Source organism: Propioniciclava sp. LT432 (assembly GCF_059515965.1).
The window spans coordinates 1-13,585 of sequence record NZ_JCAKNE010000008.1; the positions used below are offsets into that span (position 1 = coordinate 1).

Here is a 13,585-nt window from a genome sequence, read left to right on the forward strand (position 1 = left end):
TCAGTGTCAGGGTGGTGGTACCGCGGTTGCGGTGGTTGGATCCTGACCATCAGTCGGCTGGTTCTTAGGCTTCGTGCCGGGAGTCCTTTTTGTGGGGATGTGGCGTCCATGCGTTTTGCCGTCGGCTGGTGGGAAGGAACCGGCCGGCGTGACTTGATAGGAGCGTGGCATCGCCCCCACTGAGATGTGTCCGCCGACCGGTTCCGACCGTCCTCCACTGATCAGGTGAAAGGAGGCAACCACCATGGTTGTCGTTGGTGTGGATGTTCACAAGCAGGCCCACACGTTCGTTGCGGTCGACGAGGTCGGCCGCAAGCTGGGCCAGTTCACGGTGAAAGCGACCAGCGAGGGGCACGCGAAGGCGTGGGCCTGGGCCACCGGCGAGTTCGGGGCCGAGTTGGTGTGGGCCATCGAGGACTGCCGGCACCTGTCGGCCCGCTTGGAACGTGACCTGCTCACGGTCGGGCAGAAGGTGGTGCGGGTGCCGCCGAAGATGATGGCCGAGCAGCGTCGGGTCGCACGGACGCGGGGGAAGTCTGATCCGATCGACGCGTTGGCGGTGGCGCGGGCGTTCTTGCGGGAACCCGATCTGCCGGTTGCGTCGCACGATGAGGGGTCACGGGAGTTGAAACTGCTGGTTGACTACCGGGAATCGTTGGTGTCGACCAGGACCAGGATCATCAACAGCTTGTTGTGGCGGATCCATGAACTCGACCCCGAGCGTGTGCCGGCGCCCCGGTCGCTTGACCGTCAGGCCACCCAACAGGCCTTGCGTGGGTGGCTGGTGGGTTTGCCGGGGATCGTGGCCGAGTTGGCCTTGGCGGAGCTCGACGACGTCGTTGCGCTCACGCGTCGGGTCAACGAGCTGGAGCGCAGGATTGCCGCCTCGGTGGTCAGGGTGGCCCCTTCGTTGGTGGCCATGCCTGGCTGCGGGGTGTTGACCGCGGCCAAGCTGGTCGGCGAGACAGCAGGTGTCACGCGGTTCGCGACCGAGGCCAAGTTCGCCCGGCATGCCGGGATCGCACCGATCCCGGTGTGGTCTGGCCGGACCGAAGGACGGGTCCGGTTGACCAGGTCCGGCAACCGGCAGCTGAACGTGGCGATCCATCGGATCGCCCTCACCCAGATCCGGCTGGCAGGCGGCCTCGGGAAGGTGTACTACGAACGGAAGAAGGCCGAGGGCATGTCCACCCCCGAAGCCCTGCGCTGCCTCAAACGACGCCTCGCCCGCATCGTCTACAACACCCTGAAGACCGACCACGAAGCGACCCTCGGGACCTGCATCCCGGCAGCCGCTTGACATAGGAGAAACGCATGCGCCGCGCCGACCTCCTCCGCCACGCGGCCAACTGGCTCAACCTCACCACGCCCGTCGGGTTGGTGGTCGCCGGGCTCGGGGGCTCCCGCCTGCGGCGGTCCCCCTCCGGCCTGTTCCTGGCCGAGGGCTACCGGTTCCGCTTCCCGGACGCGGGTGCCTTCACGATCGGGGACGTCGTGGTCACCTCGGGCACGATGGCGCTGCTGGAGCAACGGACGCCTGGCGTGCTGGACCACGAGCAGCGGCACGCCGGCCAGTACGCCGTGGGCGGGGTGTGGTTCCTGCCCGCCTACCTCCTTGGCGCCGCCTGGTCATGGGCACGGACGGGGAATCCCGCCTGGCTGAACCCCTTGGAGCGCCACGCCGGCCTGGTCGCGGGCGGGTATGCGGACGCCCTGACAGGCCGGCCACGAGGAGCGGTGTGGACGTTCCGGGGCGAACCCGGACTCTCCGCGCTCGGACGCCCCTGGCGTGCGTTCAGACGGTCGAGGAGAACGGGAGGTGACGAGCCGAGCGGTTCTGCTGGCGCTGGTCGCGCTGGCGACGGAGACGCTTGACGAGCAGGGGGGCGTGGGCCAGCGCCTCGGGGCGGTCGATCAGCGCGTTGATCTCCTGGTAGTAGCGCGGAACGGACAGGCCGAAACGGGCCAGAATGGCGGCGTCCTTGCCCTCGGGCGCCTTGAAGCCGGTCGCCTCGAAGTCGAGCAGATCGGCCTCGAACTCGGAGAGGCCGGACTCGATGAGGCCGGACTCGGTGGGACCTGTTACGGTTTCGACCAGTGCCTCGGACATGTTCTTGATGCTACGCCACGAATCACAACGGTGTCATTCGCTGGCCGGGCAACCGGGTCCCCGAATCTTGCCCGGGTCCGCGTCACAGAGAAGAATGGGAGGGGCGCCACCGGTCCACGTGGGCCACGAGCATGAGGAGGAACCGGGCGGCATGGAGCACCTGCGGGGCACGCTGATCCACTACCCGTGGGGCACGTTCGACACCATTCATGAGCTGCTCGGTACACAGCCCGACGGCCGTCCCGTGGCGGAACTGTGGCTCGGCGCCCACCCCCTCGCACCGTCTGCGCTGGCGGACGCCACCCTCGACCAGGCCCTGGCCCAGCGCCCTGAACTCCTCGGCGCCACGAGCGTGGCGGAGTTCGGTCCGCAACTCCCCTTCCTGATGAAGGTCTTGTCGGCCCGCCACCCGCTGTCGCTGCAGGCGCACCCCTCGCGCGCCCAGGCCGAGGAGGGCTACGCCGCCGAGGAGGCGGCCGGGATCCCGCTCACCGCCCCCGAGCGCATCTACAAGGACAACTGGCCCAAGCCCGAGATCCTCGTCGCCCTCACCGAGTTCCACGCCCTGTGCGGCTTCCGCGATCCCGCGATCACCATCGCGCTGTTCCAGGCACTGGACGCCGGGCCGCTCGTCGAGCGCCTGGTGGCCCCGCTGAGGGCCCGCAGTGGCGAAGCCGGCCTGCAGGAGCTGTTCCTGAAGGTGCTCTCGATGAAGGAGCGCCAGGAGGACGCGGTGGACGCAGTCCTGGCTTCGGCGATGACGCACCGCAGCGCCCCGGGGGAACTGGGTGAGTTCGCCCGCACTGCGCTCGAACTCGACGACACGTTCCCCCGCGACCCGGGCATCCTCGCGGCGCTGCTGATGAACCGCGTCCACCTCTCACCCGGTCAGGGCCTCTACACCCCCGCCGGGGTCATGCACGCGCACCTGAGGGGCACCGGCATCGAGGTGATGGCGAGCAGCGACAACGTCCTGCGCGGTGGGCTCACCGCCAAGCACGTCTCGGTCGACGAATTGGTGCGGGTGGTGGACTTCAGCTGGGGCGACCCCGAGGTCATGTCCGGCAGGGAGGCCGAACCCGGAGTGTGGGACTACCCCACGCACTGCCACGAATTCGACGTGTGGCGCCTCGAGGTCGCCCCGGACGTCCCGGTCGCCGTCCCCGAGCCCGAGGGCGCCAGGATCGCGCTCGTCACCCGCGGGTCCGTGACGTTCACCAGCGAGCAACGAACGCTCCCGCTGGGCACCGGGGAGTCGGTGTTCATCCCGGCCGGCAGCCCGGCGATCACCGCGACTGGATCGGGTCAGGTCTTCCTGGCCGCCCCTGGTCTAGGCTGAACCGGCTCACACCGGCCCCTCACCCGAGGGGCTCGCACCCCATCCCGAGAAGGGCGAACACATGAGTGGCGGCTTGGCGGCACTGCTGGACGACATCGCGGCGATGGCGAAACTCGCCGCCGCATCGGTCGATGACGTGGCCGGAGCGGCCGGGCGCGCCAGCGTCAAGGCGGCGGGGGTCGTCGTGGACGACGCTGCCGTGACGCCTCGCTACGTGACCGGGATGAGCCCGGCGCGCGAGCTCCCCATGATCAAGAACATCGCGTTGGGGTCCCTACGCAACAAGCTCCTCTTCATCCTCCCGGCCATCCTCCTGTTGAGCCAGTTCGTGCCGTGGATCCTGACGCCTCTCCTCATGCTGGGCGGCCTCTACCTCTCGTACGAGGGAGCGGAGAAGATCTGGGAGAAGGTCACCGGCCACTCCAAGGCCGACCCTGCCGAGAAGGAGCCCGTCGTCCTCAGCGGCGCGGAGCAGGAGAAGGCGATGACGGCCGGCGCGATCCGCACGGACTTCATCCTGTCGGCCGAGATCATGGTCATCTCGCTCAACGAGGTCGCCGATGAGGGCCTCATCAACCGGGCGATCATCCTGGTCGTCGTGGCGATCCTCCTGACCGTGGCCGTCTACGGGGCGGTCGCCCTCATCGTCAAGATGGACGACATCGGCCTCCACCTCGTGGAGTCCGGCCGCGCCCCAGGTCTCGGCAACGGGCTGGTGAAGGGCATGCCCAAGGTGCTGGGGGTGCTCTCCGTGGTCGGCACCATCGCCATGCTGTGGGTCGGCGGCCACATCCTGCTGGTGGGTGTCGACGACCTCGGCTGGCACGCGCCCTACGGTTTCGTCCACGACGCCGAGGTGGCCGTGGCCGCCGCCACCGGAGCGCTGGGCGGCCTCACCGGCTGGGTGACCAACACCTTCTTCTCCTTCTTGGCAGGCCTCGCCGTGGGTGCGGTTATCGTTGCGCTCATGCACATCGTTCCACGCAAGAAGGGCGCCGCCCCTGATGAGATCCCGGCCGGAGCAGCGGTCGTCCGCTCCGACCTCGAGACCGCACGCAATCCGGCTCCGGAGATCTTCGGCGTCCCCCAATGGGGCTCCAACCAGGGCAACTCCGCGGGCGAGCTCGCCAAGCGTCAGGCCGAGGCCCGCCGCGCCGAGAAGAAGCACGTACAGGCCGAGCACTCCAAGGGGCGTCGCTCCTAGTCCAACCAAGGCCGCCGGGGTTCACGCTCCCCCGGGGGTCCCGTCATGCTTCGGCGGGATGGGGTCCGCCTTGAGTGCGGCCACGCATCCGATGATCCCGACCAGGAGCACGGCCTTCACCGGCGACATCGGCTCCGCGCCGGTGATGGCCGCCCAACTGACGGTGAGGACCGCTCCGATCCCGGTCCAGGTCGCGTAGGCCGTTCCCGTCGGGATGGACTTCATCGCCCACCCGAGGCCCACGACCGACAGCGTGGTCGCCACGAGGAACACCACGGTGGCCACCGGCTCGGTCAAGCCGTTCGACATCGACAGGGCCGTGGCCCAGACGGCCTCCAGGACCGCACTCACCAACAGCACCGACCACGCCACCTCAGCCCACCACCTTCAGGCCCACGACACAGGCGACGATCCCCAGCAGCAGGAGGACCCGCTTGAGCGTGGCCGGCTCGGTGCCGCGCAGCATGGCCCACGCCACGGTCAACGTGGCGCCGGTGGCCGTCCAGACCGCGTAGGCCGTCCCCACCGGAATGGTCACCATGGCGAACGACAGCCCGTACAGGCTCGCGATGGACGCCAGCAGGAACACGACGGTGGGCTTGGGCTTCCGGAGCCCGTGGGACGCCCCGAGCGCGCTCGCCCAGACGGCCTCCAGGACGCCCGAGGCGAGCAGGATGGCCCAGTCCATGGGTGCTCCTCAACAGGGTTCTGACGCCATCGGCGTCCGTCGGACACGGCTGGCCAGTCTTGTCTTCACCGGGTACTGAACCGTCGTCCGGGGCTTGGAGCCGCCCATGATCCTAGCAACTTCGGGCACAATGGTCCCCGGCCCTGCGGGGCCAGGCCTCCGTAGCTCAGCTGGTAGAGCGTCCGCCTTGTAAGCGGAGGGTCGCGGGTTCGAATCCTGTCGGAGGCTCATGGAACCCACCAAGGAGCAGGCCGGCGAGCCCACCGCGGCGATGTTGGGCGCCACCCGGCGCAGCAAGTGGGCGGACGCGGTGGCCAACAATCCCCACCATTCGGCCTGGTACGTCGAGCGCTTCCGACAGATGGCCGCGAACGGCGCGGACCTCGTCGGCGAGGCCCGCCTCATCGACGCCATGGCGCCCCGGGGCGCCACGATCCTGGACGCCGGGTGCGGCCCGGGTCGTCACGCCGGGTACCTGCACGCAGCCGGGCACACCGTGGTGGGCGTCGACCTCGACCCCGTGCTCATCGCGGCCGCCGAGGAGGACTTCCCGGGCCCCCGCTACATCGTGGGCGACCTGGCCGAGGTCGTGCTGCCCGAGGATGCGCCCCAGGAGTTCGACCTGGTCTTCTCGGCCGGCAACGTGATGGGCTTCCTCCACCCCGAGACACGTCTGGACGTGCTGCGGACCTTCGCGAACTGGCTCAAGCCCGAGGGACGCGCGGTGATCGGTTTCGGCGCGGGACGCGGCTATGACTTCGGCGAGTTCGTGAAGGACGGCGTCACGTCCGGCCTCATGCTCCGGCAGGCCTTCTCGACGTGGGACCTGCAGTTGTTCACCGAGGAGTCCACGTTCCTGGTGGCGGTTCTCGGCAGGGCCTGAGTCGCGTCCTGCGACGTGCCCGACGTCAGCGACCCTGGTCGAGGGCGTCGCCCGCCTTGCGCTGCCGCCACCAGACGACCGCCAGCATGCCCACGAGGATGGCGATGGAGAGGTACCAGAGGTAGCGGCCGTACGTGTCGACGACCTGGACCGCGGGCTCGCCGATCCAGTACCCGAGGGCCATGTAGCCCGCCGTGGTGACCGCGGCGCTGGCGAACGCCACCGTGAGGAACTTCCACAACTTCGTGCCGGCGGCACCGAGAGCGGCGTAGATCACACCGGCGGGCAGCGGGATCGGCAGGAACGTGACGAAGATCGCGAGCGTCTCGAAACGGCGTGCGCCGTCCCAGATCCTGTCCCAGCGTCGACGAGTGCGCGCCGACTTGTTGGCCGCCCACACGTCCATGATGTTGCGGCCCCACAGCTTGCCCGCCCACCAGTAGATCCAGTCGAACTTGATGGCCATGAGCGAGCCCAGCACGAGCACCACAGGCCACCACTGGTCGCCCACCGCGGCGAGTGCCCCCACCAGCACGAGGCCGGTGCGGTAGCCGAGCGAGCCCAGCAGGTGCGGGGCCAGACCGAGGATGACCGGCCGCAGCGGCAGCATCACCAACGAATAGACGGCCACGAGCGACAGGGCTCCCATGGCGATCAAGTCCGAGCGTCCGGGCTTGTGGCGCCACGGGAGGGCCGGGTCGTCCCACCACTCGGGCTCGGCGGAGGACGCCGAGGCGTCCTGTGCGTCGGGGGCGGGCTGCTCGGTCACGCGGCGAGGATACCCGCAGCCCGGGAGGCGAGCCTCGACGCAACGTTGCACTTTCATCTCGCCTCTGGCGGTCCAGCTTGCCTCCGGGCCCGCCTGAGGGTTCAATGGGCAAACGGACGCAGCAACGCGTCCGTGTTTCCACTACGGATCGTCGGGCACGTACCTGCCCGTGGAAAGGATTTCTGGCATGGCCACCGTCTCATTCAAGGACGCCACGCGCGTCTACCCCGGCTCTGACCACCCGGCCGTCGACAAGCTCAACCTGGACATCGGCGACGGAGAGTTCATGGTGCTGGTCGGCCCCTCCGGCTGCGGCAAGTCGACCTCGCTGCGCATGCTGGCCGGCCTGGAGGAGGTGAACGCGGGCTCCATCCACATCGGCGACCGCAACGTCACCGACCTGCCGCCCAAGGATCGCGACATCGCGATGGTCTTCCAGAACTACGCCCTGTACCCGCACATGACCGTGGCGGACAACATGGGCTTCGCGCTCAAGATGCAGAACGTCCCCAAGGCCGACCGCGAGAAGCGCGTCCTGGAGGCCGCCAAGCTGCTGGGCCTGGAGCCGTTCCTCGCCCGCAAGCCGAAGGCCCTCTCCGGCGGCCAGCGCCAGCGCGTCGCCATGGGTCGCGCCATCGTCCGCCAGCCGCAGGTCTTCCTCATGGATGAGCCGCTGTCGAACCTGGACGCCAAGCTCCGCGTGTCGACCCGTACCCAGATCGCCGCGCTGCAGAAGCGGCTCGACGTCACGACGGTGTACGTGACCCACGACCAGATCGAGGCCATGACCATGGGTGACCGCGTGGCGGTGCTCAAGGACGGCCTCCTGCAGCAGGTCGACAGCCCGCTGGCCCTGTACGACGCACCGAAGAACCTCTTCGTCGCCGGCTTCATCGGCTCCCCCGCCATGAACCTGATCGAAGGGACGGTCGTCGACGGCGGCGTCCAGGTCGGCGACTACGTCGTCCCCGTCCCGCGCGAGATCCTGGCCAAGGCGCCCGGCGAGGCCGACCTGACCCTCGGCATCCGCCCCGAGCACCTCAACCCCTCGGAGGACCAGCAAGGCATCCCCGTCGATGTCGCGGTCGTCGAGGAACTGGGCGCCGACTCGTACCTGTACGGCACGCTCGCGGGCCTGACCCCGGACGAGAAGCTCAACGCCAACCAGGTCGTGGCCCGTCTGCAGTCCCGCCACCCGCTGAACCGGCGCGACGTCATCCGCCTCGTGCCGGATCCCTCACGCATGCACGTGTTCAGCAACAAGACTGGCGAGCGGCTCAGCTGAGTTCCACCGAACCGACACCGTGGCCCCTGCCCCCAAGGGCGGGGGCCACGGTCGTGTTCCTTCCCCCGGCATTCCTGAGAGGATGTCCTCGTGCCTCGATTCCTGGCCGCGCAACCTGACGCCCGGCTCCTTCCCCTGCCCTGGCACGTGCCCCTGGCCGAGTGGCCGCACGACCACCTCGTCGCGTTGCCCCGCGGCATCTCGCGACACGTCGTGCGATTCATCCAGGTGGGCGAGGACGTCTACGCGGCCAAGGAGGCCCTCGAGGCGGCCGCGATGCACGAGTACCGGATGCTCACCGACCTCCACCGGCTCAACACCCCGGCCGTCGAGCCCGTGGGAGTGGTCACCAATCGCTTCGCGAGCGACGGTTCGCCCTTGGACTCGATCCTGCTGACGCGGCACCTGCAGTTCTCCCTGCCGTACCGCTCGCTGTTCTCCAGCGGCGTCCGCAGGGACACCGTGTCGCGACTGCTGGACGCGATGGTGGTGCTGCTGGCTCGCCTGCACCTGATCGGATTCGGCTGGGGGGACGTCTCCCTGTCGAACATCCTGTTCCGTCGGGACGCCGGCGAGTTCGCCGCCTACCTGGTCGATGCGGAGACCGGCGAGCTGCACAACCGACTCTCGGATGGCCAGCGACTGCACGACCTCGACATCGCCGTGGTCAACCTCTTCGGCGAGTTCAGCGACCTCGAGGCCGGTCACATGCTGGACGAGTCGCTGGACCCGCTCGCCCTGGTCCGCCAGATCGAGACCCGCTACACCGACCTGTGGAAGGAGCTCACCGGCGTCGAGAAGTTCGCCGGGAGCGAGCTGGCCCGGATCGAGTCCCGCGTCCACCGGCTCAACCAACTCGGCTTCGACGTGGCCGAGTTGGACATCCACACCTCCTCCACGGGTGACACCATCAGCATCCAGCCGAAGGTCGTGGACGCCGGCCACCACTCACGGCGCCTGCTGCGCCTGACGGGGCTGGACACCGAGGAGAACCAGGCCCGGCGCCTGCTGAACGACCTGGACACCTACCGCGCGCGCACCAACCAGGGCAACGTCGAGGAATCGGTGCTGGCCCACCAGTGGCTCACCCGCTCCTTCGAGCCGGTGGTGACCGCGATCCCGCCGGAGTTGGCGGGCAAGCGTGAGCCGGCGCAGATCTTCCACGAGGTGCTGGACTACCGCTGGTACCAGAGCCAGCGTGAGAACCGGGACGTCCCGCTCACCGAGGCCGTCCACGGCTACGTCCGTGACGTGCTGAGCGTGCTGCCGGACGAGGTGATCTCCCACGAGTCCTTCACCCCGCTCGGCGACCAGCGCCAATTGGCCAACCCCCTGGACCCCTCGCAGGGCTACATCGACGAGGAGCCGATGCCGGACGACCCGTGGGACTCCGAGGCGCACGAGCCCGGTACCGAGGTGTTGCCGGAGCTCCTGGACATCGAGGCACTGCGCCGGAGGGCAACCGAGTAGCCGGGCGACGCCGGACTCAGGGGTGCCACACGGGCAGACGAGCACAGGTTCGGTACCCTTGAGCGGTGACGCTGCACCTGTATGACTCCGCGAGCCGCGCGAAGGTCGAGTTCCGCCCCCTCGTCGAGGGGAAGGCCTCCATCTACGCGTGCGGACCCACCGTGCAGTCGTCGCCGCATCTCGGCCACATCCGCAAGGAGGTCAACTTCGACGTCCTGCGCCGGTGGCTCGAGGCGTCCGGGTACGAGGTGACGTTCGTGGCCAACATCACCGACATCGACGACAAGATCCTCATCAAGTCCGCCGAGGCCGGACGCCCCTGGTGGGCGCACGCCTACCACTTCGAGGGCGAGTTCCACGCGGCCTACCGGGCTCTCGGCGTGAAGTCCCCGACCTACGAGCCGCGGGCGACCGGGCACATCCCCGAGATGATCGAGCTGATCGGCGAGCTGCTCGACCGCGGGCACGCCTACGTGGCCGGTCCGGGCGACGTCTACTTCGACGTCCGGAGCTGGCCGTCCTACGGCGAGCTCAGCGGCATGAAGGTCGACGAACTCGAGTCGGAGGAGGAGCAGGCCGCGGGCAAGCGCGACCCCCGCGACTTCGCGCTCTGGAAGGCCAACAAGCCCGGCGAGCCTTCGACGGCGTGCTGGCAGACCCCGTGGGGCCCCGGGCGTCCGGGGTGGCACCTGGAGTGCTCGGCCATGGCGGGCAAGTACCTGGGGGACACCTTCGACATCCACGGGGGTGGCCTCGACCTGCGCTTCCCGCACCACGAGAACGAACTGGCCCAGAGCCGGGCGGCCGGGCGCGGCTTCGCGCGCATCTGGATGCACAACGCCTGGGTCACCCTCGCCGGCGAGAAGATGTCCAAGTCGCTGGGCAACACCGCCGACGTGATGACCGCCGTGGCCCAGTACGGCGGACGGGCGGTGCGCCTCTTCCTGGCCGGGCCCCACTACCGCTCGGCGATCGAGCTGTCGGACGCCTCGTTGGCCGAGTCCGCCGCCCAGTTGGCGCGCATCGACGGCTTCCTCGCCCGTGCCGACGACCTCGTGGGCCGGCGGCCGGCGGACGCCGCGGGTGCGGCACCGCGCGAATCGGTCGGGGGCTTCTCCCACGGCAGCGGGGAACACTGGCAGAAGTTCGCCGCCGCGATGGACGACGACCTCGGCACGCCGGGGGCATTGGCCGTCCTCTTCACGCTCGTGCGCGAGGGCAACGCCGCTGTCGAGGCCCGCGACCTGCACACCGTCCAGGCGCTGTCCGCCCAGGTGCGGCCCATGCTGGGCGTGCTCGGGCTCGATCCCCTCGCCCCGGAGTGGGCCGAGGACGCCACGGCGTCCGACGACCTGACCCCGGTCGTGGACGCCCTCGTGAAGACCCTGCTCGACCAGCGCGCCGAGGCCCGCGCGGCCAAGGACTGGGCGACCGCGGACGCCATCCGCGACACGCTCGCGGCGTCCGGCCTGACCATCACCGACACCAAGGATGGGGCCCGTTGGTCCCTGGAGAGGGGCTGACATGCCCGGGAACAGCCAGCGCAAGGGCGCTGTCCGCAAGCGCGGCAAGGGAGTCGGATCGAGCGGCAACACCGCGGGCTCGGGCGGCCGCGTCCGCCGCGGGCTCGAGGGCAAGGGCCCCACGCCGAAGGCCGAGGACCGTCCCTACCACAAGAATTACCGCTCCCGGAAGCCGAGCGAGTCGCCGATCTCCGGCGATCGTGCGCGCGGACGTCGCTCGACGCCCGGCGAGCAGCGCGTCCGCCAGGCGGCGAGCAAGGCTCCCGGCGCCGACTGGATCATCGGGCGCAACCCGGTGCTGGAGGCGCTGCAGGCCGACCTCCCCGTGCGCCGCGCGTACCTCATGGAGGGCACGGAGCGGGACTCCCGGATCAGCGACATCCTGAGGCTCGCGGCCGAGAAGGGCATCACGCTGCTGCAGGCGTCGCGCTCCGAGCTCGACCGGCTCACCCAAGGGGCGGTGCACCAAGGCGTCGCGCTGCAGATGCCCGAGTACGAGTACGCCCACCCGACCGACCTGCTCGAGGAGGCGCTCGCCGACGAGGACGCGCCGATCATGGTGGCCTGCGACTCGATCACCGACCCGCGCAACCTGGGGGCGATCATCCGCTCGGCGGCCGCCTTCGGCGCCCGGGGCGTCATCGTGCCGGAGCGGCGGTCAGCCCACATGACCGCGGCATCCTGGAAGACCTCGGCCGGTGCCGCGGCCCGCGTGCCCGTCGCGCTGGCCACCAACCTCAACCGGGTGCTCCAGGAGTACGCCGAGGCCGGCTTCGTCGTGGTGGGCCTCGCCGGCGAGGGCGAGACCGACATCGCCGAGATCCCCGGCGTCGACGGTCCCGTCCTGCTCGTCGTGGGTTCCGAGGGCGAGGGCCTGGCCCAGCTCGTCCGCAAGAACTGCGACGTGCTGGCGTCCATCCCCATCGCGTCGGACGTCGAGTCGCTCAATGCGTCCGTGGCGGCGGCCATCGCGCTCTACGAGGTGGCACGCGCCCGCGACTGAACCTTCCGTGGGGCCCCCGACCCCGGGACCCGTGCGGTCAGCCGCAGGCACCCACCAGGGGACCGTGCCACGCGAGGGGGGTCGACGGGTCGGTGCACATCGGGGCCGTGGCGCGGGCGGGCGTGCCCGCCACGGGCTGGGCGGCCGGCGCCACGCCGAGCGGACGCGCCTCCACGCCGAGCAGGCTGTCGAGGAGGCTCGGGGCGATCGCCTGGACGACCTTGGTCTGGGCCGGGTCGAGGCCGGCGACCTCCGCGAAGTGCTTCATCGCCTCGTCGCGGCCCATCTCGGCGTCGATGTAGCCGATCTCCTGGGCCTTGGGGTTGGCGAAGATGCCCGCCCCGAACTCGGTGATGATCCGGTCGCGGTCGATGCCACGCTTCGTGGCGACGTGGTCGACGAAGTCGGCGTACATGCTGTCGATGATCGCCTGCAGTTCGGCCCGCTCCTCGGGGGTCAGGTCGCGGAACGGTTGACCGGCATCCTTGCCCCGCCCGGCGGTGATGTACTCGGCGGTGATCTCGCGTGCGGTGACACTGCCCTCGAGGAGGCTGCCGGTCTCCGTGACGTCGCGGTAGCGGTACAACGGACCCATGACGACGCCCACACTGCCGGTGACGGAGCCATGGTCGGCGACGACCTCGTCGGCACCGGCCATCGCGTACATCCCGCCCGAGGCCGACATGCCCTCGACGAACGCGAAGACCTTGTTCCCGGTGCGTTCGCGGTAGCGGTCGACGGCGTCGGAGATGGCCTTGGACCCGGTCACCGAGCCACCGGGGGTGTCCATCATCAGCACCACGGCGCTGGCGTCGTCCTTCTCCAACCGGTCCAGCACGTCGGCGACCTCGTACCCGAAGGTGCCGCCCGCCAGCGCGACGCCTGCCGAGGCCTGTGTGAGGATCGCCCCGTGCACGGGGATCGCCCGCATGGTGTTCGGCGCGGCGTCCTGGCCCCACACGGTGGCGACCCGGTCCGGGGCCGTCCGGGCTCCGGCCGCCGCGGAGGCAGCGGCAGTTGCGAACCCGGTCAGGACCACGCCCGTCAGGACGCTGCCGAGGATCGCCAGCACCACGATCACCGCACCGAAGCCCAGTCCGACGCCGGCACCGAGGCCGAGGCCGCTGCGGAACTGGGCGGGGCGTGGTTGGGGCTGCGGGGCGAGCGGGTGGGGCGGCGGGTACGCGGGCCACCCCGGTTGCCCGCTGGGGTCCTGGCGTGCCCCGGGAAGCTGCTGGGGAGCCTGCGGGTGCTGGGTGTTCTCGCTCATGGTCACTCCTGTGGTCACGGGTTGCACGTGCCACGCTAGCC

14 protein-coding genes, 1 tRNA gene and 1 riboswitch are annotated in these 13,585 nt (G+C 69.9%); of the genes, 10 read left to right on the top strand and 5 right to left on the bottom strand.

Going from position 1 to position 13,585, the window contains the following annotated elements; genetic code table 11:
- Positions 1–244: 244 nt before the first annotated feature.
- Together AC5YDV_RS05520 and AC5YDV_RS05525 are read left to right on the top strand one after the other, a co-directional pair.
- Positions 245–1,300 carry an IS110 family RNA-guided transposase gene (locus tag AC5YDV_RS05520; RefSeq protein WP_496182335.1) on the top strand — a complete coding sequence of 352 codons (1,056 nt, stop codon included), beginning with the start codon at positions 245–247 and terminating at the stop codon, positions 1,298–1,300.
- Positions 1,301–1,314: 14 nt separating this feature from the next.
- A complete protein-coding gene (locus tag AC5YDV_RS05525) occupies positions 1,315–1,875 on the top strand; it encodes a hypothetical protein (RefSeq protein ID WP_496182336.1) in 561 nt (186 codons plus the stop codon).
- On the opposite strand, the gene AC5YDV_RS05530 is transcribed toward AC5YDV_RS05525, so the two are convergent.
- Positions 1,796–2,110 carry a DUF3263 domain-containing protein gene (locus AC5YDV_RS05530; protein ID WP_496182337.1) on the bottom strand — a complete coding sequence of 105 codons (315 nt, stop codon included), beginning with the start codon at positions 2,108–2,110 and terminating at the stop codon, positions 1,796–1,798. The two genes, AC5YDV_RS05525 and AC5YDV_RS05530, sit on opposite strands and share 80 nt — an antisense overlap.
- Before the next feature lie 151 nt (positions 2,111–2,261).
- Between AC5YDV_RS05530 and manA the strand changes: the two genes are divergently transcribed.
- Both manA and AC5YDV_RS05540 read left to right on the top strand, forming a co-directional pair.
- Entirely contained in the window at positions 2,262–3,449 is a 1,188-nt protein-coding gene (gene manA, locus AC5YDV_RS05535) for a mannose-6-phosphate isomerase, class I (protein WP_496182338.1), read from the top strand.
- Between the two features lie 61 nt (positions 3,450–3,510).
- Positions 3,511–4,653: a DUF808 domain-containing protein gene (locus AC5YDV_RS05540; protein ID WP_496182339.1), complete on the top strand. Its 1,143-nt coding sequence runs from the start codon at positions 3,511–3,513 to the stop codon at positions 4,651–4,653.
- A 21-nt stretch (positions 4,654–4,674) separates the two neighbouring features.
- On the opposite strand, the gene AC5YDV_RS05545 is transcribed toward AC5YDV_RS05540, so the two are convergent.
- Complete coding sequence (locus AC5YDV_RS05545; protein ID WP_496182340.1) at positions 4,675–5,013, bottom strand: DMT family transporter; 339 nt, start codon at positions 5,011–5,013, stop codon at positions 4,675–4,677.
- 13 nt (positions 5,014–5,026) lie between these two features.
- Positions 5,027–5,341 carry a DMT family transporter gene (locus AC5YDV_RS05550; protein WP_496182341.1) on the bottom strand — a complete coding sequence of 105 codons (315 nt, stop codon included), beginning with the start codon at positions 5,339–5,341 and terminating at the stop codon, positions 5,027–5,029.
- Between the two features lie 48 nt (positions 5,342–5,389).
- Positions 5,390–5,448: riboswitch (guanidine-III (ykkC-III) riboswitch) on the bottom strand.
- A 48-nt stretch (positions 5,449–5,496) separates the two neighbouring features.
- On the opposite strand from AC5YDV_RS05550, the gene AC5YDV_RS05555 reads away from it, so the two are divergent.
- A tRNA-Thr gene (locus tag AC5YDV_RS05555) sits at positions 5,497–5,569 on the top strand.
- Position 5,570: 1 nt separating this feature from the next.
- Complete coding sequence (locus AC5YDV_RS05560; RefSeq protein ID WP_496182342.1) at positions 5,571–6,224, top strand: class I SAM-dependent methyltransferase; 654 nt, start codon at positions 5,571–5,573, stop codon at positions 6,222–6,224.
- Between the two features lie 25 nt (positions 6,225–6,249).
- On the opposite strand, the gene AC5YDV_RS05565 is transcribed toward AC5YDV_RS05560, so the two are convergent.
- Positions 6,250–6,993 carry a DedA family protein gene (locus AC5YDV_RS05565; protein WP_496182343.1) on the bottom strand — a complete coding sequence of 248 codons (744 nt, stop codon included), beginning with the start codon at positions 6,991–6,993 and terminating at the stop codon, positions 6,250–6,252.
- Between the two features lie 187 nt (positions 6,994–7,180).
- Here AC5YDV_RS05565 and AC5YDV_RS05570 point away from each other — a divergent pair, with 187 nt between their 5' ends.
- The 4 genes from AC5YDV_RS05570 to rlmB all read left to right on the top strand — a co-directional run bounded on the left by AC5YDV_RS05570 (position 7,181) and on the right by rlmB (position 12,274).
- Entirely contained in the window at positions 7,181–8,278 is a 1,098-nt protein-coding gene (locus AC5YDV_RS05570; RefSeq protein ID WP_496182344.1) for an ABC transporter ATP-binding protein, read from the top strand.
- A gap of 90 nt (positions 8,279–8,368) precedes the next feature.
- Positions 8,369–9,748, top strand: a complete 1,380-nt coding sequence (locus tag AC5YDV_RS05575; RefSeq protein WP_496182345.1) for a DUF4032 domain-containing protein — start codon at positions 8,369–8,371, stop codon at positions 9,746–9,748.
- 65 nt (positions 9,749–9,813) lie between these two features.
- Entirely contained in the window at positions 9,814–11,271 is a 1,458-nt protein-coding gene (gene cysS, locus AC5YDV_RS05580; RefSeq protein WP_496182346.1) for a cysteine--tRNA ligase, read from the top strand.
- A gap of 1 nt (position 11,272) precedes the next feature.
- Positions 11,273–12,274: a 23S rRNA (guanosine(2251)-2'-O)-methyltransferase RlmB gene (gene rlmB / locus AC5YDV_RS05585; RefSeq protein WP_496182347.1), complete on the top strand. Its 1,002-nt coding sequence runs from the start codon at positions 11,273–11,275 to the stop codon at positions 12,272–12,274.
- Positions 12,275–12,311: 37 nt separating this feature from the next.
- On the opposite strand, the gene AC5YDV_RS05590 is transcribed toward rlmB, so the two are convergent.
- A complete protein-coding gene (locus tag AC5YDV_RS05590) occupies positions 12,312–13,544 on the bottom strand; it encodes a S49 family peptidase (RefSeq protein ID WP_496182348.1) in 1,233 nt (410 codons plus the stop codon).
- Positions 13,545–13,585 lie beyond the last annotated feature (41 nt).

Excerpts from the sequence above, each read along its gene's own strand:
- AC5YDV_RS05520 (WP_496182335.1), top strand. The coding sequence starts at position 245 with ATGGTTGTCGTTGGTGTGGATGTTCACAAGCAGGCCCACACGTTCGTT.
- AC5YDV_RS05525 (WP_496182336.1), top strand. The coding sequence starts at position 1,315 with ATGCGCCGCGCCGACCTCCTCCGCCACGCGGCCAACTGGCTCAACCTC.
- AC5YDV_RS05530 (WP_496182337.1), bottom strand. The coding sequence starts at position 2,110 with ATGTCCGAGGCACTGGTCGAAACCGTAACAGGTCCCACCGAGTCCGGC.
- manA (WP_496182338.1), top strand. The coding sequence starts at position 2,262 with ATGGAGCACCTGCGGGGCACGCTGATCCACTACCCGTGGGGCACGTTC.
- AC5YDV_RS05540 (WP_496182339.1), top strand. The coding sequence starts at position 3,511 with ATGAGTGGCGGCTTGGCGGCACTGCTGGACGACATCGCGGCGATGGCG.
- AC5YDV_RS05550 (WP_496182341.1), bottom strand. The coding sequence starts at position 5,341 with ATGGACTGGGCCATCCTGCTCGCCTCGGGCGTCCTGGAGGCCGTCTGG.
- AC5YDV_RS05560 (WP_496182342.1), top strand. The coding sequence starts at position 5,571 with ATGGAACCCACCAAGGAGCAGGCCGGCGAGCCCACCGCGGCGATGTTG.
- AC5YDV_RS05570 (WP_496182344.1), top strand. The coding sequence starts at position 7,181 with ATGGCCACCGTCTCATTCAAGGACGCCACGCGCGTCTACCCCGGCTCT.
- rlmB (WP_496182347.1), top strand. The coding sequence starts at position 11,273 with ATGCCCGGGAACAGCCAGCGCAAGGGCGCTGTCCGCAAGCGCGGCAAG.
- AC5YDV_RS05590 (WP_496182348.1), bottom strand. The coding sequence starts at position 13,544 with ATGAGCGAGAACACCCAGCACCCGCAGGCTCCCCAGCAGCTTCCCGGG.